At 66.5% G+C, this 23,859-nt stretch carries 21 protein-coding genes; 9 read left to right on the top strand and 12 right to left on the bottom strand.

Going from position 1 to position 23,859, the window contains the following annotated elements:
• The first annotated feature begins 89 nt into the window (after nucleotides 1-89).
• Nucleotides 90-953, top strand: a complete 864-nt coding sequence (locus tag C3Y92_RS19290; protein WP_129355399.1) for a DNA polymerase III subunit delta' — start codon at nucleotides 90-92, stop codon at nucleotides 951-953.
• On the opposite strand, the gene C3Y92_RS19295 is transcribed toward C3Y92_RS19290, so the two are convergent.
• From C3Y92_RS19295 to C3Y92_RS19325, 7 genes are all read right to left on the bottom strand, one after another.
• Complete coding sequence (locus tag C3Y92_RS19295) at nucleotides 932-2,641, bottom strand: SGNH/GDSL hydrolase family protein (RefSeq protein WP_129355401.1); 1,710 nt, start codon at nucleotides 2,639-2,641, stop codon at nucleotides 932-934. The genes C3Y92_RS19290 and C3Y92_RS19295 overlap by 22 nt on opposite strands.
• 94 nt (nucleotides 2,642-2,735) lie before the next feature.
• On the bottom strand, nucleotides 2,736-3,098 hold the full coding sequence (locus C3Y92_RS19300; protein WP_129355403.1) for a 4Fe-4S binding protein: 363 nt from the start codon (nucleotides 3,096-3,098) through the stop codon (nucleotides 2,736-2,738).
• 17 nt (nucleotides 3,099-3,115) lie between these two features.
• Complete coding sequence (locus tag C3Y92_RS19305) at nucleotides 3,116-4,192, bottom strand: hydrogenase large subunit (RefSeq protein WP_129355405.1); 1,077 nt, start codon at nucleotides 4,190-4,192, stop codon at nucleotides 3,116-3,118.
• Nucleotides 4,193-4,204: 12 nt separating this feature from the next.
• Complete coding sequence (locus C3Y92_RS19310; protein WP_006919066.1) at nucleotides 4,205-4,570, bottom strand: NADH-quinone oxidoreductase subunit C; 366 nt, start codon at nucleotides 4,568-4,570, stop codon at nucleotides 4,205-4,207.
• A gap of 56 nt (nucleotides 4,571-4,626) precedes the next feature.
• Nucleotides 4,627-5,070: an NADH-quinone oxidoreductase subunit B family protein gene (locus C3Y92_RS19315; RefSeq protein WP_006919067.1), complete on the bottom strand. Its 444-nt coding sequence runs from the start codon at nucleotides 5,068-5,070 to the stop codon at nucleotides 4,627-4,629.
• A 30-nt stretch (nucleotides 5,071-5,100) separates the two neighbouring features.
• Complete coding sequence (locus tag C3Y92_RS19320) at nucleotides 5,101-5,949, bottom strand: respiratory chain complex I subunit 1 family protein (protein ID WP_129355407.1); 849 nt, start codon at nucleotides 5,947-5,949, stop codon at nucleotides 5,101-5,103.
• Complete coding sequence (locus C3Y92_RS19325; RefSeq protein WP_129355409.1) at nucleotides 5,949-7,868, bottom strand: NADH-quinone oxidoreductase subunit 5 family protein; 1,920 nt, start codon at nucleotides 7,866-7,868, stop codon at nucleotides 5,949-5,951. Before C3Y92_RS19325 ends, C3Y92_RS19320 begins: the two co-directional genes overlap by 1 nt.
• Before the next feature lie 450 nt (nucleotides 7,869-8,318).
• On the opposite strand from C3Y92_RS19325, the gene groES reads away from it, so the two are divergent.
• Nucleotides 8,319-8,609 (top strand): co-chaperone GroES, encoded by a 291-nt coding sequence (groES, locus tag C3Y92_RS19330; RefSeq protein WP_006919070.1) that lies wholly within the window; start codon nucleotides 8,319-8,321, stop codon nucleotides 8,607-8,609.
• Nucleotides 8,610-8,665: 56 nt separating this feature from the next.
• Entirely contained in the window at nucleotides 8,666-10,306 is a 1,641-nt protein-coding gene (gene groL, locus C3Y92_RS19335) for a chaperonin GroEL (RefSeq protein ID WP_129355411.1), read from the top strand.
• A 122-nt stretch (nucleotides 10,307-10,428) separates the two neighbouring features.
• Here the strand turns inward: groL and C3Y92_RS19340 are convergent, their stop codons facing one another.
• Together C3Y92_RS19340 and C3Y92_RS19345 are read right to left on the bottom strand one after the other, a co-directional pair.
• Complete coding sequence (locus C3Y92_RS19340; RefSeq protein ID WP_129355413.1) at nucleotides 10,429-11,265, bottom strand: methyltransferase domain-containing protein; 837 nt, start codon at nucleotides 11,263-11,265, stop codon at nucleotides 10,429-10,431.
• Nucleotides 11,255-11,662 carry an ArsR/SmtB family transcription factor gene (locus tag C3Y92_RS19345; RefSeq protein WP_129355415.1) on the bottom strand — a complete coding sequence of 136 codons (408 nt, stop codon included), beginning with the start codon at nucleotides 11,660-11,662 and terminating at the stop codon, nucleotides 11,255-11,257. Before C3Y92_RS19345 ends, C3Y92_RS19340 begins: the two co-directional genes overlap by 11 nt.
• 137 nt (nucleotides 11,663-11,799) lie before the next feature.
• Between C3Y92_RS19345 and C3Y92_RS19350 the strand changes: the two genes are divergently transcribed.
• Genes C3Y92_RS19350 through C3Y92_RS19360 form a run of 3 tightly spaced genes read left to right on the top strand, consistent with a single transcriptional unit; the run spans nucleotide 11,800 to nucleotide 15,947 of the window.
• Nucleotides 11,800-12,252, top strand: a complete 453-nt coding sequence (locus C3Y92_RS19350; RefSeq protein ID WP_129355417.1) for a YidH family protein — start codon at nucleotides 11,800-11,802, stop codon at nucleotides 12,250-12,252.
• Nucleotides 12,253-12,272: 20 nt separating this feature from the next.
• Nucleotides 12,273-13,346, top strand: a complete 1,074-nt coding sequence (locus C3Y92_RS19355; RefSeq protein WP_129355419.1) for a PDC sensor domain-containing protein — start codon at nucleotides 12,273-12,275, stop codon at nucleotides 13,344-13,346.
• Nucleotides 13,347-15,947: a cobyric acid synthase gene (locus C3Y92_RS19360; protein WP_129355421.1), complete on the top strand. Its 2,601-nt coding sequence runs from the start codon at nucleotides 13,347-13,349 to the stop codon at nucleotides 15,945-15,947.
• A gap of 271 nt (nucleotides 15,948-16,218) precedes the next feature.
• Here the strand turns inward: C3Y92_RS19360 and C3Y92_RS19365 are convergent, their stop codons facing one another.
• From C3Y92_RS19365 to C3Y92_RS19375, 3 genes are all read right to left on the bottom strand, one after another.
• The gene (locus C3Y92_RS19365) at nucleotides 16,219-16,557 is read right to left on the bottom strand and encodes an FmdB family zinc ribbon protein (protein ID WP_129355423.1); all 339 of its coding nucleotides are present in this window, start codon (nucleotides 16,555-16,557) and stop codon (nucleotides 16,219-16,221) included.
• A 230-nt stretch (nucleotides 16,558-16,787) separates the two neighbouring features.
• On the bottom strand, nucleotides 16,788-19,259 hold the full coding sequence (locus tag C3Y92_RS19370) for an ATP-binding protein (RefSeq protein ID WP_129355425.1): 2,472 nt from the start codon (nucleotides 19,257-19,259) through the stop codon (nucleotides 16,788-16,790).
• A 2-nt stretch (nucleotides 19,260-19,261) separates the two neighbouring features.
• Nucleotides 19,262-20,482 (bottom strand): ABC transporter substrate-binding protein, encoded by a 1,221-nt coding sequence (locus C3Y92_RS19375; protein WP_235669718.1) that lies wholly within the window; start codon nucleotides 20,480-20,482, stop codon nucleotides 19,262-19,264.
• A 274-nt stretch (nucleotides 20,483-20,756) separates the two neighbouring features.
• Between C3Y92_RS19375 and C3Y92_RS19380 the strand changes: the two genes are divergently transcribed.
• The 3 genes from C3Y92_RS19380 (at nucleotide 20,757) to pstB (ending at nucleotide 23,751) form a co-directional block, all read left to right on the top strand.
• On the top strand, nucleotides 20,757-21,440 hold the full coding sequence (locus C3Y92_RS19380; RefSeq protein WP_012749844.1) for a response regulator: 684 nt from the start codon (nucleotides 20,757-20,759) through the stop codon (nucleotides 21,438-21,440).
• A 3-nt stretch (nucleotides 21,441-21,443) separates the two neighbouring features.
• The gene (locus C3Y92_RS19385) at nucleotides 21,444-22,910 is read left to right on the top strand and encodes a HAMP domain-containing sensor histidine kinase (RefSeq protein ID WP_129355429.1); all 1,467 of its coding nucleotides are present in this window, start codon (nucleotides 21,444-21,446) and stop codon (nucleotides 22,908-22,910) included.
• Nucleotides 22,911-22,989: 79 nt separating this feature from the next.
• The gene (gene pstB, locus C3Y92_RS19390) at nucleotides 22,990-23,751 is read left to right on the top strand and encodes a phosphate ABC transporter ATP-binding protein PstB (RefSeq protein ID WP_129355431.1); all 762 of its coding nucleotides are present in this window, start codon (nucleotides 22,990-22,992) and stop codon (nucleotides 23,749-23,751) included.
• The last annotated feature ends 108 nt before the right edge of the window (nucleotides 23,752-23,859 follow it).

Genomic DNA, 23,859 nt, shown 5'->3' on the forward strand with positions numbered 1-23,859 from the left:
CCCCTGATTGGGGGGGGGCGGAGCAAGTTGCGGCGGTCGTTCGTCGCCGCTGTGGATGTGTTTACCGGACGGCGTCCGAGAGGTGCTTGATGCTTGCCGCCACTGATTCGTTGCCGTTTGGCGTCGCGCCGCGCCAGGCCCAGGTCCTGGCCGGCCTGGACTGCCTGGCCCGGGCCATGCCCCAGGCGCTCATCCTCGAAGGCGGCACGGCCGACGAACGCGCGGCCATGGCCATGTGGCTGGCGGCGCGCCTCAACTGCGGCGCGGGCCGTCCGCCCTGCGGCGTCTGCCCCATCTGCATCCAGATCCGCGACTTCGTGTTCAAGGATTTGCTTTATTTCGACGGCGGCCTGGAAACCATCAAGGTGGCCGACATGCGTGAGGTGCGCGCACTGGTCGGCGAACCGCCGCGCGGGGCCGGCTGGCGGGTGGTCATTCTGGCCCAGGCCCAGGCGCTGACCGACGAGGCCGCCAATGCGCTCTTAAAAGCCATGGAAGAACCCCGGCCCGGCAACGCCTTCGTGCTGCTGACTCCCCAGCGCGAGCGGCTGTTTCCCACCCTGGTGTCGCGCTCCTTCGTCCTGACCCTGGCCTGGCCCGACGCCTCCCGGCCCCTGCCGGCCGGCAGCGAGGACGATCCCTGGCCCATCATCGACGCCCTCTACGCCTTCTGGCGCTCGGGCCGTGGCTGGTTCACCGGCGTCAAGGGCCGGCCGTCGCGGCTGACGGCCGAACGGGTCCTGACCGAACTGGCTCGGGAGCTGGCCGCGTGTCTGGCCGGCCGGACCGACACGCCCCTGGCCGGCCGCCTGAGCGCCTGCGGGGAACCCGACGTGCCCCGCCGCCTGGATCTGCTGTTGGCCGAATGCCAGGAGGCCCTGGTGGCCCAGGTCAACCCGGCCGTGGTCCTGGACAGGCTGGCCACCCGGGTCTATCTGTGGCTTCGCGGGTAGAGCGCCTGGGAAGGGTAGCCGACAATTTCAAAGCGCCGCCAAGGCAGGTCGGCCGTCTCCCCGAAAACGCAGGCTTCGTTGTGCACGACCAGCCGCAGATACAGCCGGGCGCACGGAGCTTGGCGCAGATCGATTTCCGAAAGCCGTCCGTTTTCAAAGCCGGCAGCCCCATCTCCGGCGGAGTCCGAGACGAACTGCAATTGTTCGTAGCGCGTCCCATCCCGTGACCAGGCCAGTTGCACAAAGCCGTTGACCGGCGGAAACACCCGCCGAAACAGCGTGACCGAGACCATGTCCAGGGGCATGTCGGCGTCGATGCGCACGACGAGTTCCCCGGTGGGCTTGCGGCGCAAATCGGGCCGCAACCCGTTAATATGGTTGCCGCCTTCCATGGTGACGTCGAAAAAGGCAAGGTTGTCGCTGCGGACCGGAACCACGGTCATGGGTCCTTCCCGTTCGGCGGCGATGCCCTGGGGCGAAAAACGCAGAATGCGGACAATAGGGTCGGCATAGGCAAAAGCCTCTGCCGCCGGATCGACCCGCAACCGCCCGGCCTGGTCGTACCCCAAGGATTCGGCCAGGAGCTTGGCCATGACCGTATGCCCGTGAACGTTGGGGTGGTTGTTTTTCGGGGTAAGGTAAAACAAGTCGGGATTGTCGCCGGACATGGACCGCAGCACCGTGGTCATGTCGAGGACGGGAATGCCGGCGGCCCGGCACGCTTCCACCAGGGCGGCCCCGGGAGCATTCTTGTTTTCCCGCATTTGGAGCACGTCCGGCGCCAGGAACAGCAGAAGCTGGGCTCCGTCGGCCCGGACCGCGTCGCGCAGTTCGAGCAACGCCTTGCGGTAGTTGTCCCAAAACCGCTCCATGGCCGGCAGACTGGCGGCATCGAGCAACGCCGCCTTGTCGTTCAGATGGCGCTTTTCTTCCGGCGTGGCCTGGAGATGATAGGCCTTGAAGGGACCGGAAGCGGCCGGCGAAGGACCGCCCGACGACGGCCGGTTGCGCAAGCCGTCCATAAGCCAGGGCACCTGGGCCTCGAACCAACTGATCAGGACGCGCTCGACCTTTTCGCGCCCAAGCCCCTGGTCAAAAGGATTGTACCGGCCGCCCTGGCGCACCTTGAGATCCTCGCGAAAAAAAGAGCCGGCCATGGCTTCCAGGTCATTGGCGTAGAATTGGACAATCACCAGATCCGGGCGCAATAAGCGCCCTTTTTCACGGTAATAGGAGAGTTCGTCAAAGATATCGTAGAAGGGAACCCCGGCGTTGACGACCGAGACCCCGCGCGCCGGAAAACGTTTTCGCAGATAGGTTTCGAGCAGAGCGGGATAGGCTTCGCGGTCGGCCACGCCCACGCCGTAGGTAAAGGAGTCGCCCAGGCACAAGACGCGCAAGGGATCCGGCGTATCGGCCGCAGGCCCGGTGCGCCGCCAGCCTTCGGCGTCGATGCCCACGGCATAGGGCAGGCCAGGTATCTCGCGGGCAACAACCGAGAGCCTGGGTTCAAGGTCGCCGAGCACATTGGCGTAAGCCCGCGGCTCCACGACATCGGGCGGCGTGGTGTCCGTCAGCGCCCAATAGCCGTGGATTCCCAGGTGCAGCAATAAAAAGGCGAGAAACACGGCGCACGACGCCCAGGCGATGGCGCGGTCGCACCAGTGGGCGGCAGGAATGTCCCGCATACGGCCTGATACCCGCCATGGGCGAAAACGGCAAGCGCCCGGCCGCCGTGCATACGGCAGCCGGGCGCTTGGATGAAGTGGTGAGGGGAAGTCGCTATTCGGCGGCTTCCTTTTTCTTTTTCTTGGGCACGCCCTGGTAGGCCATGGTCTGCTTTTCCGTGGCCACGGGGCGATGCTCCTTGGACATGGACAGGCAGCCGGTGGGGCAGACGTCCACGCACACGCCGCAGTACACGCAGCTCATGGCTTCGCAGGTCCAGGTGCCGGCCTTGTTGTCCACGGCAATGCACTGGGACGGGCATTTGATCATGCAGGTGCGGCAGAAGATGCACTCGTCGATGTTGATGTGCAGCGTCCCCCGAAACCCCTCGAAATGGCCCCGCACGGCAAACGGATAGAGCCGCGTGGAGCTTTTGGAGAAGAGGTTCGCGACGACGTTCTTGGTCATGTTGAACATGGCAGCGCGCTCCTTGTTTACCGTTCGGTGCAGCTGATGCAGGGGTCGATGGAGAGCACGATGACCGGCACGTCGGCCAACTCGCAGCCCGGCAGCATGGCCAGAAGCGGCGGAATGTTGGCGAACGTCGGGGTGCGGATGCGCACCCGGTCCATGTGCTTGGAGCCGTCGGCCTTGAGGTAGTACATGAGTTCGCCGCGCGGCTGCTCGACCCGGGTGACGGTCTCGCCCTGGGGCTTGCCCTTGACCTTGGCGGCGATTTCGCCTTCGGGCAGGCGGGCGATGGCCAGGCGGACGATGTCCAGGGACTGGAGGGTCTCGCGGAAACGCACGGCCGAGCGGGCGTAGGAGTCGCCGTCGTATTCGACGATGGGCTCGAAGCCCAGTTCGCCAAAGGCGGCGTAACCGGTCTGGCGGGCGTCCTGGGCCCAGCCGGAACCGCGCAGCATGGGGCCCACGGCCCCAAGCTGGTAGGCCTGGTCCTTGGAGAGCACACCCTTGCCGCAGCAGCGCTTTTTCACGGTGTAGTCGTTAAGCATGGTGGAGCTGAGCTGACGGATCTCCTTCTCGGCGATGGCGACCTGCTCTTCGATCCACTTGCACTGTTCCGGGGTCAGGTCACGGCGCACGCCGCCGATGACGTTGACGGAAACCACGACGCGGTTGCCGCAAGTGGCTTCCATGATGTCCATGATGCGTTCGCGCACGCGCCAGAACTGCATGAAAAGGCTCTCGAAGCCGAAGCTGTCGGCAAAAAGGCCCAGCCACAGCAGGTGGGAGTGCACACGGTGCAGCTCGCCCCAGATGGTGCGCAGGTACTTGGCGCGACGCGGCACTTCCACGCCCATGATCTGCTCGACGCCTTCGCAGTAGCACAGGGCGTGCAGGCAGGAGCAGATGCCGCAAACGCGCTCGACGATCTGGATCATCTGGTTGAAGTCGCGGACTTCGCAGAGTTTTTCCAGCCCGCGGTGGACGTAGCCCAGGGTGGGCAGGGCCTCGACGACGATTTCGTCCTCGATGGTGAGCTTTAAGTGCAGCGGCTCCGGCAAGACCGGGTGCTGCGGGCCGAACGGCAATATAGTACGGGCCATATGCTTCCCTCTTTAAGACTGTTTTTCGGCCACGCTGACCTTGCAGAACGGCATGGCGCGGACTTCAGCTTCAAGGTACAAGGCCCCGCCGAAATCGAGGACGATGTCGGAGAAGCAGATGCCGAACTGGTCGCGGATCTCGTTTTCGATGAGCAGCGCGCAGAAGTACACCGGCGAGATGCTCGGCACCACGGTCTCCTTGGGGATGGAGAGCCGGTAGTGCTTCATGACCAGATCTTTGTCGTAGTGATACAGGATTTCGAAGCCGGCCTCGCCGCAGTCCACGGCGGACATGGTGACCTGCCGCCAGCCGTCGTCAAAGCACTCCTTGGCCACGGCGGCGACTTGATCGAGGCTCAGAGGTATCGTTTCCAGCACGGTAATCTCCTGGAAATCGGGGAAAACCCCGGTTGCATCCGAGTTCTCGGCAACCCTTAGGCGGTCATGCCGAGCAGTTTCTTCACTTTTTCCAGGGCCGCCACCACGCCGTCGATGATGGCCTCGGGGCGGGCCGGGCAGCCGGGCACGTACACGTCCACGGGGATGACCTTGTCCACGCCGCCGACGACATTGTAGGCTTCGCGGAACACGCCGCCCGAGCAGCCGCAGGCGCCGATGGCGATGACGGCCTTGGGGGTGGGCATCTGGTCGTAGATGTTTTTGAGCACGTGCTTGTTGCGCTGGTTGACGGTGCCGGTCACAAGCAGCACGTCGGCGTGCTTGGGGTTGCCGATGTTTAAGATGCCGAAGCGTTCAATGTCGTAAAGGGGCGTGAGGCAGGCCAGCACCTCGATGTCGCAGCCGTTGCAGCTGCCGCAGTCGAAGTGGACCACCCACGGGGATTTGATGCGTCCCTGATTGATCAGATTGCCTAACATGGCGTGCTCTCTCTTTTGGCTTCTCGGTGGTTATTGGGCATAGAGCCACAGCAAGTTGACCACGGTGAGGACCAGCCCCATGCCGACGGCGGACTTGAGCATGACCCGCCAGGTGAGGCGCGCCGTGACGTTGTCCACGATGATTTCGGCCATGTAGGTCAGGGCCACGAGCACGATCATGCCGACAAAGCTGGTGGACCAGAACAACGCGCAGATGCCAAGGACCAGGATCACCTCGTACCAGTGGGCGATCTCGATCATGGCCAGGTAGGGCCCGGAGTACTCGGTGTAGACGCCGCGCACCAGTTCCTGGTGGGCGTGGGCGCTGGCCGAGATGTCAAAGGGCGATTTGCGCAGCTTGATGGTGAGCGCGTAGCCAAGGACAATGAACATCAGCGGCAGGTCATACAGCATGGGCCGGCTGAGTTCAAAGACCGCGCTGACCTTGAAGCTGCCGGTCACCATGGCGATGGAGGCAAACACGAGGATGAGAAGCGGCTCGTAGGCCAGCATCTGGAGCAGCTCGCGCTGGCCGCCGATCTGGCTGTAGGGCGACGGCGAGGCCAGGGCGCCCATGACCAGGAAGACCGCGCCGATGGTCAGCACGAAGAAGATGAGCAGCAGGTCGGAGCCGGTGAAGAGCAAGACCACGGACAGGGCCGCGCCCACGAGGTAGACGTAGGCGCAAAGGGCCTGCCAGGTGTTGACCAGCATGGGCTGTTTGCCCAGGAGCTTGAGCACGTCGTAGATGGGCTGCAGGATCGGCGGGCCGTAGCGGGACTGCAGCCAGGCGGTGATGCGGCGGTCCACGCCGGTAATGAGCGCGCCGAGAATCGGGGCCGCGACCAGGGCCAGGACGGCGAGAAGGATTTTGGTCATCACAGGGCGCCTCCAAAGAGCATGATCACCAGCACGGCCAGGGCGATGACGTTGATCCACTTGGAGAGCATGGCCTCTCCAAAGAACTGTTCCAGGTAGTAGTTGCCGGACACGGCCGTGACGTTCTGGCCAAGGGGGCCAAGGAAGCCGGGCTTGCCGTCAACGGAGGTCTGCTCGCCGCACATGTAGGGTCCAACCGCCTGGGCGGCCGTGATCTTGCGGGTCTGGCGCAGGGCGAAGAAAAAGCCCAGGCCAAGCAGGATAAACAGCGGATAGACCAAAAAGACGCCGGTGGACGATTCGAAGTTGCCAAATCGCAGCACGTAGGGCGCGGTCTTGTAGTACATGGTCACCACGGGAGCGACCAGGCCGTTGTAGACCAGGGGCGAGAAGAAGCTCAACACCACGGCCAGGCCGGCCAGGAGGTAGAGCGGTCCCCGGATGGTGCTGTCCTGGGCTTCGGGAGCGGCCTTGGCAAAGGGCGTGGCCAGCATGAGGCCGGCCCAGCGGCACCAGAAGAGCACGGTGACGCCCGAACCCAGGGCCAGCATGATCATGAGCAGGAACTGGCCGTGGGCCGACTCGATGGCCATCCACTTGGCCATGAGCATGCCAAAGGGCGGCAGCATCATGGTCAGGATGCCGATGACGGCGACCAGGGCCGTGCGGGGCATGCGGGCGAACAGGCCGCGCATGTCCTCGATGTCGCGGGAGCCGATCTTCTGTTCGATGGCCCCGACGCACAGGAACATGAGCGCCTTGGAGATGGCGTGGAACAGGATCAGCAGGATGGCCGCGGTGATGGCGGCCGGGGTGTTGATGCCGGCGCAGGCGATAATGAGCGCCAGGTTGGAGATGGTGGAGTAGGCCAGGATCTTCTTGCCGTTGGACTGGCCGGCGGCCAGGCAGGCCGTGGCCAAAAACACGAAGCCCCCGAACAGGGCCACGAAGTTGCTGAAGTAGGTGCCGGCGTAGATCGGGGCCAGGCGCACGATGATGTAGACGCCGGCCTTGACCATGGTCGAGGAGTGGAGCAAGGCCGAAACCGGGGTGGGAGCCACCATGGCCCCGGTGAGCCAGCTCTGGAACGGGGCCTGGGCGGCCTTGGTCATGCCGGCGAAGACCAGCAGGAACATGGGCACGAGGATGGCCCCGCCGGCCACGGCGAATTCCGGTCCGCGAGCCAGGATCTCCTGGAGCGACAGGGTGCCGGTGACCTTGTACAGGAGCATGACGCCAAACAGGAAGGCCGTGCCGCCGAGCACGTTCATCCACAGGGCGCGTTCCGCGTTCTTGCGGGCGATCTCGGTGTCGTCATGGCCGATGAGCATGAACGAACACAGCGTGGTGCATTCCCAGAAGAAGTACATCCACAGCATGTTGTTGGCCAAAACCAGGCCGTTCATGGCGCCCAGGAACAGGACGATGAAGAAGAAGAACTGAGGCTGTTTCGACGTGGTCAGATGCAGATGTTCCTCGTGTTCCTTCATGTAGCCGATGCCGTACACGGCGATGAGGGAACCGACGATGGACACCACCAGCACCATGACGAGGCTGAGGTCGTCCGCGAAAAAGGCCGGCGTCGCGCCGTGGTCCTTGATCATGAAGAAGTCGAACCAGATAAGTCCGACGATCTGGGCCACGGTGAGCCATACGATGATCTGGTTTTTGCGTTTCAAGCCGACCAGCAACACCACGCCGAGGATCAGGAAGTCACCAAGGGTGACCAGTGAACCCCATAGTGGCGCCGGCGACATGATAAACGCGCCGCCCCGAAGCATGGCCAACGACGCGAGTATGAGCACTCCCGCCGTGGCGACCAGGATGACCTTGCGCACGTTTTGCTCTCGCAAAACGAGCAACACGGCTGCGACCAAAAATGGCAGCAGCACCGTCACAAAGACCAGCGTGTCGAGCATAGGCACCTCGATAAAAAGGTTAGGGGACCGCCTGGGACACACGCTCCGCCTCCGCCGCGAGGCAAAACCATCCGCTAGCAACGCGGCCGCCTGCTATTAAATGGTTCTAGGCCCCTGTGGAGAGAGCGTCAAGTTTATGCGGTTTACTGGAAAATGCCACCCGCCGCAACAGCGTGATTCCTTTCACAAGGGTCTCTTGCGTCCCAAAAACCGCCCAAAAGGCCTCCTGAAACAGCAGACCATCTGCCATCTGCCCGCTTTCATCCAAAATCCTTCAATATATAAGCTACTTGTTTTGGAGATGAAATTTGCGCGGCCGCCAAACTTTTTTCGAGCCGCCCCCTTGCCTTTCACGACAATGTGTTTAGATAGTTTCCCGCCGGCGCTGGCACTCGATGCAAGCGAGTGCCAGCAGCCAACCCATCCGCCAAAAACCATGGAGGTTATTGTATGAAGCTCAAACCCTTAGGCGATCGTGTGCTGGTTAAGCGTCTCGAACAGGAAGAAGTCACCAAGGGCGGCATCATCATCCCTGACTCGGCCAAGGAAAAGCCCATGAAGGGCGAAGTCATCGCCGTGGGTCCGGGCAAGCTGGCCGAAGACGGCAAGCACCTGAAGATGCATGTCGAGAAGGGCGACCTCGTGCTGTTCAACAAGTACGCCGGCACCGAGATCAAGGTCGATGACGAAGACTTCCTCGTCATGCGCGAGGACGACATCCTGGCCGTCATCGAAGCCTAGGGCTTCGCGCCTTATTCGCTCCAACCATTCCGTATTCTAGCGCAAGGAGAACATACATGGCTGCCAAAGAAATTCTTTTTGATTCCAAGGCCCGCGAGAAGCTGAAAAGAGGCGTCGACAAGCTGGCCAACGCCGTGAAGGTCACCCTTGGACCCAAGGGCCGCAACGTCGTCATCGAGAAGTCCTTCGGTTCCCCGATCATCACCAAGGACGGCGTGACCGTGGCCAAGGAGATCGAACTGGAAGACAAGTTCGAGAACATGGGCGCCCAGATGGTCAAGGAAGTCGCGTCCAAGACCTCCGACATCGCCGGCGACGGCACCACCACCGCCACCATCCTGGCCCAGGCCATCTTCACCGAAGGCGTCAAGCTCGTGGCCGCCGGACGCAACCCCATGGCCATCAAGCGCGGCATCGACAAGGCCGTGGCCTCTGTCGTGGCCGAGCTGGAGACCCTGGCCAAGCCCACCCGCGACCAGAAAGAGATCGCCCAGGTCGGCACCATTTCCGCCAACTCCGACGCCACCATCGGCAACATCATCGCCGAAGCCATGAACAAGGTCGGCAAGGAAGGCGTCATCACCGTCGAGGAAGCCAAGGGCATGGAAACCACCCTTGACGTCGTCGAAGGCATGCAGTTCGACCGCGGCTACCTCTCCCCCTATTTCATCACCGATCCCGAGCGCATGGTGTGCGAGCTCGACGAGCCGCTGATCCTGATTAACGAGAAGAAGATCACCGCCATGAAGGATCTGCTGCCCGTGCTGGAGCAGGTCGCCAAGATGAGCCGCCCCCTGCTGATCGTGGCTGAAGACATCGAGGGCGAGGCCCTGGCCACCCTGGTCGTCAACAAGCTGCGCGGCACCCTGCAGGTTTGCGCCGTCAAGGCCCCGGGCTTTGGCGATCGCCGCAAGGCCATGCTCGAAGACATCGCCACCCTGACCGGCGGCCAGTGCGTGTCCGAAGACCTGGGCATCAAGCTCGAGAACATGACCCTGGCCGACCTCGGCAAGGCCAAGCGCGTCATCGTGGACAAGGAAAATTCCACCATCGTTGACGGCGCCGGCGACGGCGACAAGATCAAGGCCCGGGTCAAGCAGATCCGCGCCCAGATCGAAGAGACCACCTCCAGCTACGACAAGGAAAAGCTGCAGGAGCGTCTGGCCAAGATCGTCGGCGGCGTGGCCGTCATCAATGTCGGCGCGGCCACCGAGACCGAGATGAAGGAAAAGAAAGCCCGCGTCGAAGACGCCCTTAACGCCACCCGCGCGGCCGTTGAGGAAGGCATCGTTCCTGGCGGCGGCGTCGCTCTCGTGCGCTGCGTCAAGAGCCTGACCGGCATCAAGGCCGTGGACGACGACGAGCAGGCCGGCATCGAGATCGTGCGCCGCGCCATCGAAGAGCCCCTGCGCCAGATCTCCGGCAACGCCGGCTTCGAAGGCTCCATCGTCGTGGCCAAGGTGCGCGACGGCAAGGACGGCTTCGGCTTCAACGCCGCCACCGGCGAATACGAAGACCTGATCAAGGCCGGCGTCATCGACCCCAAGAAGGTCACCCGCATCGCCCTGCAGAACTCCTCCTCCGTGGCCGGCCTGCTCCTGACCACCGAGGCGGCCATCGCCGAGAAGCCCGAGCCGAAAAAGGACATGCCCCCGATGCCCGGCGGCGGCATGGGCGGCATGGGCGGCATGTACTAGCCGACCCGTTTCCTCCAAGTTACCGTCACGGGGGCCGCGCGCTGGCGCGGCCCCCGTTTTTTTGCGGCGGTCATCCGGCCTGCGGCGCTGGCCCACAGGCTCGCCCGGCGCCCTTGTTTGCCTTATCCCGGCTTGCGCCCGACAAAACGCAGACTGGCCACCTTGCCGGCCACGACATCCGCGAAATCCACCCCGCCCAGCGATTCCAGGGTCTCGGACAGGGCCTCGCCAAACAGCGCCCGCAACTGCTCCGCCGAATAGACCAGCCGCTCCGGCGCGGCCACATCAACCAATCCCGCTCCGGCCAGCCCGGCCAGATAGGCCGCCTCGGAAATCGCCCCGGACACGCAGGCGGCATGGCCGGCCACACTGGCCAGTACGGCCGGCGGCAGATCCTCGGCCACGATGTCCGAAATGGCGATGCGCCCGCCCGGCCGCAGCACCCGGAATATTTCGGCAAATACCGCCGCCTTGTCCGTGGACAGGTTGATGACGCAGTTGGAAATGACCCAGTCCACCGAGGCATCGGCCACAGGCAGGGCCTCGATATGCCCCTGGCGCACTTCGATCACGGAATCAAGGCCGGCCCGGGCAATATTCTCCCGGGCGGCGGCCAGCATGGCTTCGGTCATGTCCACCCCGACGACCTTCCCGGTCGGACCAACCCGGTCGGCGGCGATAAGCAGATCAAAGCCGGCCCCGGACCCCAGATCCAGCACGGTCTGGCCCGGTTCCACGCCTGAAAAGGCCAAGGGATTGCCGCAACCGAAAGACGTGGCCGCGGCCTGGACGTGTTGCTCGCGTTCCGGGCCGTAGCCGGCCAGCTCGATAAGCGTGCCGCCGCCCGCGCCACAGCAGCCGGACCCGCCGCAGCAACCGCCCCCGCCGCCTTGGCTCGCCGCTTCCAACGCCTTGGCATAGGCTGTGGAAATAGCCGCGCGCAGTGCATCATTTTCCATACTTGCCTCCCGCTTCGGTTGCACAACACCTCCCGCCGCTCCCGCCGGGGCTGCCTGTCCCGCCGCCCGAGCGGGCCGGACAGGCGTCGATGGCGTCGGCCAGGGCGCGAAGTCCGGCGGCCAACGCGCCGAGGTTCGGCCGATAGGCCACGTCCCGACCGCGTTTCTCGACCGACAGAAGCCCGGCCTCCTTGAGCGCCTTCAAATGCCGCGAGACGCCGGAGAAATGGATGCCGCAGCAATGGGAAGCCTGGCTGACGGTGAGCGGCCCATCGGCTCCGGCCACCCGGGCCAGGATGGCCAACCGGGTTGGGTCGCTCAAGGCCTTGAACACCTCGGGCCGCACATGTCGGCAGAACCCGCTGAAATCGCCGCAAGGGAGCGTGTCGTTGTTCATGGCCCATACATATGCACGCTTGCGCAACAATGCAAATGTCTTATTGCCCCAGCCGGGCCCGGTCCGGCGAAAGCCCCGAACCCGCCTTGCCCCGCCCCGTCGCCATGCGTTAGGCTGTCCCCAGATCCGGAGGCCCCATGCCCGACGCAAAAGACGCTCTCCCTGCCGCGACCCCGGTCCCGGACGCCCGGCCCTACGACCTCACCAACCCCCAGGTCCTTCTCGCCTGGCAGCGCAACCACCTAGCCAACGAACGCACCTTTCTGGCCTGGTGCCGCACCGGACTGGCCCTTTTCGGTTTCAGCTTCGTCATCGAGCGCTTCGACTTTTTTATCCGCCAGCTGCAAAACGTGCCCATGTTCGAGGGCATGGCCCACAAGCACCTGCACACCGAGACCGTGACGCTGTCCACCTTCGGCGTGGGCGTGCTGGTCATGGTTGTGGCCGTGTGGCGCTTCTGGTACATCCGACGCTGCATCAACACCGGCGCCAAGACCTTTTCGCCGATCCCGGACATCGTCTTCACCGTGGCCGTGGTCGGCATGATCCTTGGGCTTTTTTCCGTGTTTTGGCATCTCATCATGCAGTGACCGCCAAGGAGGCAGCCGCCATGCGTTTCGCGACCGCCGCTTTCGGAATCATCCTCGCCTGCTGCCTGCTGTGCCCGGCCAACGCCCCGGCCGCTTCGTCCACGCCGCCGAAATACGCCCTGGCCCTGGCCGCCAGTGCCGCCGGCCGCCTCGACGACGCCCTTTTGGCCGTGGAGCAAAGTGCCAAAAGCCTTGGCGCGGCCTACAAGGAACTCTACCGGGCAACGCCCACCATGGTCCCCGAGGCCCGCAGCCGGCTGCTGCAAAGCTACGCCGTCAAGGACGGCACGGTGGCCTTCCGCGACCTCCAAGGCCCCTGCGGCCCGGACCCGGCCGCCAAGGCCCCCTGCCAGTCCCTCTATTTCTACGACGGCGAAAACTTCTCCGACAATCTCTTCCGGGAGCTGGCCGCCCTGGACAGCCTCGCCCCGGCCATGGCCGCCGCCTACGGCGCGCTGCCCTACTCCTGGGTCTACCTGACCACCCCGGACCAGGGATTCGCCATCTACCCCAACCTGCCCCTGGTGGAGGCCGTCAACAATTATAAGCCCACGGACAAGGACTTTTACACAGCCGCCGATTTCGCGGCCAAGGCCTGCGGCTGGCAGTCGCCCTACCTCGATCTGGCCGGGGACGGCATGATGGTCACGGTGTCCTGCCCGGTCTACGACGGCGAAACCGTGCTTGCCGTGTCGTCGCGCGACGTCACCATCAGCCAGCTTTCCGGCCGGGTCATGGCCGATCTGGCCGCCATCCCCGGGGCGCGGGCCTTTCTGATGAACCGGCGTGGCAAGGCCATCGCCGTCAGCGACCCCAGGCTGGCCGCCGCCATCGACGCCATAAACGCCAAGGCCGAGGAGGCCGTGGTCTACTTCCGGGCCGACCGGGGGCTGGCCGCCATGGGCCTGGACAAGGCCGAGGATTCCCCCGACGACGCCCTAAACGCCATCGGCGAGGCCGTCATCGAACGGGCCGAAACGGAAAAGAAGTGGCCCATGGCCTTTGTCTCGGGCAAGGACATGGTGCTGGCGGCGCGCCTTCGCGCCACAGGCTGGCATCTCGTGCTGGTGATGCCGCAAAAAGCAGTCAATTAATTGAAAGAAAAAGCATTTCCCCACGGGGGCAACTTGCGCGCCCTGGCCGCCGAAGCCGGGCGCGACCCTTCGGACATTCTCGACGCCTCGGCCAGCATCAATCCCCTCGGGCCGCCGCCCTGGCTGCGCGACGTGTTGAGCGCCGCCGTCGCCGACCTCGTCCACTACCCGGACCCGGACTGCACGGCGCTCCTTGAGGCCGCCTCGGCCCGCTACGGCGCACCAGCCTCCCATTTCGTGGCCGGCAACGGCACAAGCCAGCTCCTTTTCGCCCTGCCGCGCTGCACCGGCCTTGCCCGGGCGGTCATCCCCTCCCCGGCCTACACCGACTACGCCGTGGCCTGCCACAAGTCCGGCATGGACGTGCGCCGGCTGCCCGGCTCGGAATTCGACGGGTTTGCCCCCCAGCTCGACCGCATCGAGGCCGTGCTGCGCTCGCCCTCCCTGGTGGTCATCGCAAGCCCGGCCAACCCCACCGGCGTCGTCACCGAGGCCGGGGCCATCGTTGAGCTGGCCGGCCGCCATCCCCAGAGCCTGTTTCTGATTGATGAAGCCTTTGCCGATTTCGTGCCCGGATTTACGAGCCTTGCCGGCGAGGACCGGCCCCACAACGTGGCCGTGCTGCTTTCGCTCACCAAAAGCTTCGCCGTGCCCGGCCTGCGCCTGGGGCTGCTCGCCGCCAGCCCGGATCTGGCCGACTGGGTGCGCCGCACCCTGGCCCCGTGGTCGGTGGGAACGCTCCCCCAGGCCGTGGGCCTGGGCGCCCTGGCCGACACGGCCTTTCTGGAAGAGACCCGGGCCGCCCTGCCCGGCCTGCGCCATCGGCTGGCCGAGGGACTGGCCGGCCTTGGGCTGACGGTCTTCCCGAGCCAGGCCAACTTCCTCCTGGCCCGGCTGTCGCTTTCCGGCCCCAACGCCCCGGAGGTCTGCCGCCGGCTACTGGCCGAGCACGGCGTGGCCCTTCGCGACTGCTCCAATTTCTCGGGCCTGTCCGACCGCTACCTGCGCGTCGCCGTGCGCCCCGAGGCCGAGACCGACCGCATCCTGGCCGCCCTGGCCGCCGTGCTGGCCGCCTGCCCCATGCCCGCGTCGCGCCCCCGGCCCAAAACCCCGGCGCTCATGGTCCAGGGGACCACCTCCAGCGCCGGCAAGTCCGTGCTCACCGCCGGCCTGTGCCGGCTGCTGGCCCGGGCCGGCTACAAGGTCGCGCCGTTTAAATCGCAAAACATGTCGCTCAATTCCGGAGTCACGGCCGACGGACTGGAAATGGGCCGGGCGCAGATCGTCCAGGCCCGGGCCTGCCGGCTGGCCCCGGACGCGCGCATGAACCCCATCCTTTTAAAGCCCACCTCGGATCTCGGCTCCCAGGTCATTGTCCTTGGCAAACCCGTCGGAACCATGCGCGTCGGGCAGTACATCGCCTACAAGCCCACGGCCTTTGCCGCCGCCCGGGAGGCCTACGACGCCCTGGCCGGCCAGGCCGACGTCATGGTGCTCGAAGGGGCCGGCAGCCCGGCCGAGGTCAATCTCAAGGCCCACGACATCGTCAACATGACCATGGCCCGCCATGCCGGGGCCAGCGTGCTGCTGGCCGCCGACATCGACCGGGGCGGCGCCTACGCCGGGCTGCTGGGCACCATGGAATGCCTGCCTGAGTCCGAACGGGGGCTTGTCGCCGGCTATGTGCTCAACCGCTTCCGGGGCGACGCCACGCTGTTGGCCCCGGCCAACGACTTCCTCGCCCGGCGCACCGGGCGTGACGTGCTGGCCGTTGTCCCCTTTCTGCCCGATCTCGGCCTGCCCGACGAGGACTCGGTCACCTTCAAGGACGGCCGGTCCCTGCCCGATACCCCGCCGGCCGACCCGGCCCTGCTCGACATCGCGGTCATCGACCTGCCGCATCTCTCCAACGCCACGGACTGCGACGCCCTGGCCGTGGAACCCGACACGCGCCTGCGCCGGGTGCGCGAAGCCGGCAAGCTCGGCCGGCCCGACGCCGTGCTGCTGCCTGGCAGCAAAAACACCCTGGCCGACCTGGCCTGGCTCAGGGACTCCGGCCTGGCCGCCGCCCTGACCGCACTGGCCGCCGCCGGCACAACCGAAATCGTCGGCATCTGCGCCGGCCTGCAAATGCTCGGCGAGACCGTGGCCGATCCCCTGGGCCTGGAATCGGATCGCGGCCACGCCGCCGGCCTGGGCCTGCTGCCGCTCGCCACCCGCCTGGCCGCCGAAAAAACCCTGACCGCAACCGATGCCGTCCACGCGCCCACCGGACTGCCCCTTCGCGGCTACGAGATCCACCACGGCGTCACCGAGACCTCGGGCAACGCCGCCGCCCTGGACGTCATCGCCGCCCGGGCCGACGGCCAACCCCTGGCCTACGCCCGAAACGACGCGCCGATCTGGGGCGCCTATCTGCACGGCCTCTTCGACGCCGACGCCTTCCGCCGCCACTTCCTCAACACCCTGCGCCAGCGCCGGGGACAGGAACCCATCACACGGCTGACGCCCTACGACATCGACCCGGCCCTGGACCGGCTGGCCGACGTGCTGGAAGAACGCCTAGGGTTGGCCGTCGTGCGCCGGTTGCTGGGATTGTAGCGGGAGGGGATGGGGATGGGGAGAGAAAGGCATGCCTCCGGCGGCCAAAGGGGCTGAGCCCCTTTGGAAACCCCTCCTAGGTTCGGTAAGGGACGGATATTACGTCGAAAAGCGCGAACGCGCCAAGACCCTTTGGGCGCGGGAGCGCTGTCGGCTGCGCCGCATGGCGGGTTGGGAATAGGCGTTCAAGGTGTTTGAAGGACGCCAAAAAGCCCGTCGCGCCAGCCCTGTCGGGCCGGCGCGACGAAACGAAAATCGGAGCGGGAGCGGTCTAGGCGTCGGAGCTGGACGCGGAGGCGCTCGGGCAGGACGAACAGCCGCCGGAAGCGCAGGGCGAGGCCGGAGCCGCCGCCTCGGCGGCCGGGGCGTCGGCGGGCTTGGACGAACCGTTGGACCCGTTGGCCGCGTTGCCCGAAGCGCTGCAACCGCCGTTGGCCTTGTAGTCGGTCACGTACCAGCCCGTGCCTTTGAGCACGAACGAGGTGTTGGACATGAAGCGCTTGCCGGGAGCGCCGCAGTATTCGCAGGGCGCTTCGTCCACGTCGAAGCTGCGTTGAAGCACTTCGAATTCCTTGCCGCATTTGGTGCATTTGTATTCGTAGATGGGCATGATCCTCTCCGCTTACGCCTTTGGGCCGTGAAATCCGGCCGCAACAAGTCCACCTTCGGCCCGGGTTTGTCAAGGGCCGATGCCAGTGGCCGGGGGCGTCCCGGCAGCACTCGCTTTGGGCGAGCGCCAAATAGGTAAGCGGCCCGGCCGGCCAGTCAAGGGCCGGACGGGCAAAAAACGTCCGTCAAACCGCCAAAACCGCCGCCGGGCCTGCCTGTCGGGCGGGCGCGTCAGTCGGGAATGATGATCACGCACACGCCCGGATAGGCGCTGAGTTTGCCCAGGTCGAGGTCGTGTCCCCGCGAGGCCGGCACAAAGACCGTGCCGCAAAAGCCTTTCTCAAGCGCCAGCCACAACCCGGGTTCCTCGCCCACCGACGTCACCTCGCCCGGACACAGCAGAAACCGCCGCGACAGCCGCCGGCCGCCGTCGGCGGCATAGATCAGACACGGCCGGGCGTCGTCCTCGGCCGGACCTTCGAGCAGGTTGCGCACGGCCGCCAAAAGCGCCTCCTCGTCCACGGGTTTGGCCAGGACCGCGTCGGCCCCGCTTGCGGCCCGCTCGCGGCTGGAGGCCACGGTCAGCACCATCACCGGAATGTCCCGGGTGGCCGGCTCGGCCCGCAGCCGGCGGATGGCCTCGCGGCCGTCCATGCCCGGCATGCGCAGGTCCATGGTGATGCAGCCGGGCTTCCAGGAGGCGGCCAGCTTGAGCGCCTCGGCCCCGCTGCGAGCCGTGGCCACGGCATAGCCGCCCTCGGTCAGCACGGTTTCGAGGTAGCGCCGCACGGCGTCGTCGTCGTCCACCACCAGCACCCGCGAGGCGTCGCCATCGGCTGTGGGCGCGGCTTTGGCCGGGCAGGCCGCCTCGGCCGTTTTCGCCGCCTGGCCGGCCAGGGCCGGCAGGGTGAAGCGGAAGACGCTGCCCTGGCCGGGCACGGATTCGGCCCAGATGCGCCCGCCGTGGCGTTCCACGATCTGGCGGCAGATGGGCAGCCCCAGGCCCGTGCCCTTGGGCTTTTCGGTCAGCGTGTCCCCGGCCTGCTTGAACTTCTCGAAAATGGTTTCCAGGTCCTTGGCCGCGATGCCCGCGCCGCTGTCCGCCACCGCCACCCGCACCTCGCCGTCGACGGCCACGGCCGACAGGCGCACCCAACCGGAGCTGGTGAACTTCACGGCATTGCCGATGAGATTGAGCAGCACCTGCACCAGCCGGTCGCGGTCGGCCATGACCGCCGGCAGATCCGAGGCGATGTCGGCGGTGAGCGCCAGGCCCTTGCGCGCCGCCAGGGGCATGGCCGCCTTGACGGCATGGTCGGCCGCAGCGGCAAACGACACCGGCTCCATGTCCCATTCGCAGCGCCCGGACTCCATCTTGGCGATGTCGAGCACGTCGTCCACAAGTTCGGTGAGCCGCTCGCCCTCGGCCACGATGATGTCGAGGTTTTCGCGGATTTGCCCGGCGCCTCGCGCGATACGGGCATCGCCTGGCGGCAGGGCCGGAACCACCAGCTCCAGGAATTTGCGGCGGATGATCTTGGCAAACCCCAGCACCGACGTCAGCGGCGTGCGCAGCTCATGGGAGACCGTGGAAATGAACTCGGTCTTCATCCGGTCCACTTCCTTTTCCACGGTGACGTCGCGCACGAGCAAAATAACCGCCGTGCGGTCCTGGCCGGGCAGCCGGAAGGACGTGGCCACGACCTTGCCCGTGCCGCCGCCGGACAGGGCCACCTCGGTTTCCGGGCAGGCCTTGTCGGTGAGGCACGAAGCGGCCAGGGCGGCCATGGCCGGCGGAAAGGCGTCGCGCACCCAGCGCCCGGCCGGATCGGTTCCGGTCAGGCCGAACATGGCCAGCAGGGCCGGGTTGTGCAGGGTGGCCCGGCCGGCGTCGTCAACCACCAGCAGGCCGTCGGCCAGATTGTCGATGATGGCCTGGATGTGGGCCAGGGAGTCGTTGAGTTCGCGGGTGGTGTCGGCCACGGCCTGCTTGAGGTTGGACACCAGCACCGACAGCTGGCCGGCCATGGAGCCCATGGCCCGGGCCAGCACGCCCACCTCGTCGTCGCTGGCCGGCGGCGGGGTGGCCGAGAAATCGTGGTCGCGGATTTTGACGGCATAGTCGGCCAGGGCGGCCAGGGGCCGGGCAATGCCTGAAACCAGGGCGTAGAAGATGACCACGGCCACGGCGAACATGGCCAGCATCAGCACTTCCTGGCGGATGACGGCCTCGCGCATGACCCGCCAGATGCCGGCCTTGTCCATGCCCACGCTCACCTGTCCGGCCTCGCCGGCCAGGATCGGGGCCGTGACCTGGATGAAATCCCCCCGGTCGGGGATCACGGCGTCGTCGATGGAAATGGCTTCCTGGTGGCTCACCGTGACCTGGGGCACGGTGGCCGGCATGGCCGGCAAAAAGGTGTGGGCCGCGATGCGCCCCATCCGGTCGGCCACAAAGACGTAGCCCACGCCGTCGATGCGCAAAAACTCGTCGATCATGGCCTGGACCGAGGCCGCGTCGCCGCCGACCAGGGCGTCGGGGCTGGCGGCGGCGATGGCCATGGCGATGGCCCGGCCCTTGGTGACGTATTCGTCGGTCAGGTGGCGATGGAGCAGCCAGGCCGACAGCAGGGCGGTGGCGTTGGCCGAGACCCCGAACACCAGCACGATGGCCAGCAGCGTCTTGCGAAACAGGCGTGACACCCTCAGTCCTCGGTTTCGGCAACGGCCAGGCTGGCGGCCAGGGGCACAAGCCGGCCGTCCTGAGCGGTGTTGAGGTAGACCATGTTCAGGGCCTGATGATTGGGGCCGGTCAGCGAAACGGGCCGGCCGATGCCGATATCCGTCTGCCCTACGGCGACAGCCGCCGCATCAAGGCCCAGGCGGTCGTCGGGGTCGGCCATGGCGTCCAGCACCGTCAGAAAAAGCCGGGCATTGAGATAGCCCTCGAACCCCACGGAACTGCCGGCTTGAGAAGCCGGCGTGTCCCAGCCGCCGGGCGGCGGCAGGCGGTCGCCCAGATCGGCCAGGGCCTGGCGGTAATCGTTTGCCGCCGGCAGGGTCTCGTCGCGCCAATCCGGCACGACCTGGGAGAAGAGGACGTCGTGCTCCAGATTGACGCCCAGACGCGCGCCCTCGGCGGCCAACTGGCGCAGGAGCAGTTCGCCGCCGGCAAAGGACACCACGCCGACGGCGGCGTCGAGACCGGCCCGGCGAAAATCGCGAATGGCGGCGGCGCAGGCCGGAGCCGGCCCGACCAGCAGGATTGCCTGGGGGTTGCAGGCGGCGAGCACCTTGGCCTGGGCGGCCATGTCGTCGGCCACCGTGGCCACCCGGGCAAAGGTGGCCTCGCCGCAAAGGGGGAGGTTGCGCCGGGAAAGCGCCCGCCTCGCCCCGTCCCAGCCGCTGCGGCCAAAGGCGTCGGCTTGGTGGCAGATGGCCACCCGGGTGGCCCCCCTGGCGACGAAGGCTCCGACCAGGGCGTCGATCTCCTGGCGGTAGCTGGCTCGCAGGTTGTAGACGTAGCGGACATAGGGCGGGGTGCGCGAGGCTTCCAGCCCCGTGACCGGAAAAAACAGCCGCGCCCCCTGGTCGGCGTAGGCCCGAAGCACCGGCAGCACCCGGCTGACCGTGGGCGTGCCGAGCTGGGAAAAAAGGGCCAGGGCCTTGTCGCGGGTGAGGAAACGCACGGTGTTTTCGATGGCCGGCCCGGGTTCGTAGCCGTCGTCGGCGGCGTGGAGGGCGACCTTGCGCCGCCCGGGCGCGGACAGGACGTTGCGGCTTTCCAGGCAGGCCAGCGCCCCCCGGTAGAGCTCCACGGCCATGCCCCGGGTCGGACCGGAGAACCCGGCCGTCATGCCCAGGACCACCGGGGTCTGGTCCTGGGCCTCGGCCACGCCGAAAAGCGCCAAAACCAGGGCAAGCATCACGCCCGCGGCCTTGCGTAACCAGTCCGCCATCATTCCCATGCCCTTCGCGCCCATACGTCCGGCGCATGAGATTTTCGAGGTATGGCACCCTAGGCCGATTTGGAAAACGCGTCAAATTGTCGGCCCGGAATTCGGGAAGCGGCACGAAAATGTCGCCCAAGGCCCGACGTTGCGCTTTGGCGCGACTGGTGTCACACAATCGTCACGCGACATACATCGCCGCGTCAAGGCGACGTGTTCTTGATGGCCCCGCAAACCTCGAGGTGGTCGCATGTCCAAGGATTCCATCCTGATTGTCGAAGATGACGAAGATATCGTCGAACTGCTCGCCTTCAATCTGCAAAGCGCCGGCTTCGCCGCCGAGACCGCCCGCGACGGTTACGAGGGTCTGGCCAAGGCCCGGCGCAATCCGCCGGCCGCCGTCATCCTCGATCTCATGTTGCCGGGCCTGGACGGCTTCGAGGTCTGCAAGGAACTCAAGCGCGACCCCAAGACCGCCAGCGCCCCCATCATCATGCTCACGGCCAGGGGCGAGGAAGTGGACCGCATCGTCGGGCTGGAGCTGGGGGCCGACGACTACGTGGTCAAGCCGTTTTCGCCGCGCGAGCTGGTCCTGCGCCTGCGCTCGGTGCTCAAGCGCCACGCCCCGGAGCCGGAAAAGCGGCAGGTGCTGGCCCGCGACGGCCTGTCCGTGGACATGGCCGCCCACCGGGTGAGCCTGGACGGGGCCGAGGTGGCGCTCACCGCCACGGAATTCAAGCTTTTGGCCGAGCTGTTCCAAAGCGCCGGCCGGGTGCTCACCCGCGACCGGCTGCTTAATTCCGTCTGGGGCTACGAGTTCGAGGGCTATGCCCGCACCGTGGACACCCATGTCCGCCGCCTGCGCCAGAAGCTGGGGCATTTCGCCGACATGATCGAAACCGTCCGGGGCGTGGGCTACCGGTTCAAGGAGTAGGCCGTGGCCGGCTCCGCCGCCCTGGGACTGCGGGCCGCCGCCGTGTGCGTGGCCGTGGCCGCCCTGGCCCTGGGCCTGTCGTCGTTGGTTCCGGCCTCGGCCACGCCGGGCCAGCGTCTGGCCGCCAATGCCGCCGCCCTGGCCCTGGCCGGGGCCGTGTTCTGGTTTTTCACCCGCCGCCTGTCGCGTTCCCTGGCCGAGGTGGTGGACGTAGCCCGGGCCATTGGCGACGGCGACTACCGCCGCCGGCTGCATTTGTTGCCTGGGGGCGAATTTTCCGTCCTGGCCGGGGCCGTCAACCAGATGGCCCGGGGCATCGAGGCCAACATCGCCACCATCGTGGCCCAGAAGACCCAACTGCAAGCCATCCTGGACGGCATGCGCGAGGCGGTCATGGTCCTGGACGCCGCCGGAAAGGTGCGCGTGGCCAACCCGGCCCTGGCCCGGCTGGCCCCCATCGCCGCCGATCCCCTGGGACGCCGGCCCATCGAGGTCATCCCCAGCCCCGAGCTGCAACTGGCCTGCGACCGGCTCCTGGCCGCCAATCCGGCCGGCCCCGAAGCCGAAAGCGCGGCCGAGGCCGTGACCCTGGAAGCCCGGTTCGGGCCGGGCCGGGTCTACGAGGTGTCCCTGGTGCGCCTGCCCGGCCGGGACGGGGCCGAGGCCGGGGCCGTGCTGGTCTTTCACGACGTGTCCGAGACCCGAAAGCTCTCCCGGGTGCGCCGGGACTTCGCCGCCAACGTCACCCACGAGCTGCGCACGCCGCTGACCTCCATCAAGGGTTACGCCGAAACCCTGCTCGGAGCCGCGCCGGAACTGGCCGCCGAAAAGCGGCGCTTCCTGGAAGTGATCCTCAAAAACGCCAATCACATGTCCAAGATGGTGGACGACATTTTAAACCTCGCCCGGCTGGAGGACGGTCAGGGGCCGGCCCCCGACGCCCGGGCCGAGGCCGGGGCCGCCCTGGCCGACGCCGTGCGCGAGTGCGAACCCCTGGCCCAGGCCCGGGGGCTGGAACTGGTCCGCGCCCTGCCCGAGGCCGGACTGGCCGTGGCCTGCGACCAGGGCCAGCTGGCCCAGGTCTGGCGCAACCTACTCGAAAACGCCATCCGCTTCAGCCCGGAGGCCGGGCGCATCGTGCTGACCGCCGCCCCCGATCCCGACCGGGGCCTGGCCATGTGCTCCGTTCTCGACCAGGGACCGGGCATTCCGCCCGAAGAACGCGAGCGGGTCTTTGAACGCTTCTACCGGGTGGAGCGCCATCGCTCCAAGACCCCGGGCAGCACCGGCCTTGGCCTGGCCATCGTGCGCCACATCGTGGAGCGCCACGGCGGCCGTGTCTGGGTGGAGCGCGGCCGGGGCGAGATGGCCGGGGCCGCCTTCCATTTCACCCTGCCCATGGCCCAGTCGCCCAAGGCCGAGGCGTCGGCCGAAACGGCCGGGTCCGGGCCACGAACCCAGGCCTCCTGAACAGGCCGCGCTCCAGGGATACGACCGGGCGGCCCAGGCGGGCCGCCGACGCGCTTAACCGCCGCAGCAAGGAAACACCATGTCCGACACCGTGAAAATGGCCTCCCGGGCTCTCAATTTCTACTACGGCCGGTTCAAGGCCCTCCAGGACATCAACCTCGTCGTCAACGCCAACCAGGTCACGGCCCTTATCGGTCCCTCGGGCTGCGGCAAATCCACCTATCTGCGCTGCCTCAATCGCATGAACGATCTCATCGCCGGCGTCCGGGTGGAGGGCGAGCTGACCCTGGACGGCCAGGACATCTACGCCCCGGACCTTGACGTGGTGGAGCTGCGCCGCCGGGTGGGCATGGTCTTCCAAAAGCCCAACCCCTTCCCCAAGACCATCTTCGAAAACGTGGCCTACGGCCTGCGCGTGGGCGGCATCCGCGACAACACCTACATTTCCGAGCAGGTGGAAAAAAGCCTTCGCGGCGCGGCCCTTTTCGACGAGGTCAAGGACCGCCTCCACGACTCGGCCCTGGGACTGTCCGGCGGCCAGCAGCAGCGTTTGTGCATCGCCCGGGCCCTGGCCATCGAGCCGGAAGTCATCCTCATGGACGAGCCGGCCTCGGCCCTGGACCCCATCGCCACCCAGAAGATCGAAGAGCTCATTCATGAGCTGAAAAAACGCTTCACCATCATCATCGTCACCCACTCCATGCAGCAGGCCGCCCGCGTCTCGGACCGCACCGCCTTTTTCTACATGGGCCGGCTCATCGAGGATGACGCCACGGAAACCATCTTCACCCGCCCGGCCCAGAAACAGACCGAAGACTACATCACCGGCCGCTTCGGCTGATGCGTCGCCGACAAGCAGCGCGAAATCGGGGGCGGCCGGCATATTGTCCGGCCGCCCCCTTTGATTTTGGCGCGTAATTGGCTACACCTTGTAGCCTCTCGCCCGGGA

It is taken from the genome of Solidesulfovibrio carbinolicus (genome assembly GCF_004135975.1).
Classification (GTDB): Bacteria; Desulfobacterota; Desulfovibrionia; order Desulfovibrionales; family Desulfovibrionaceae; genus Solidesulfovibrio; species Solidesulfovibrio carbinolicus.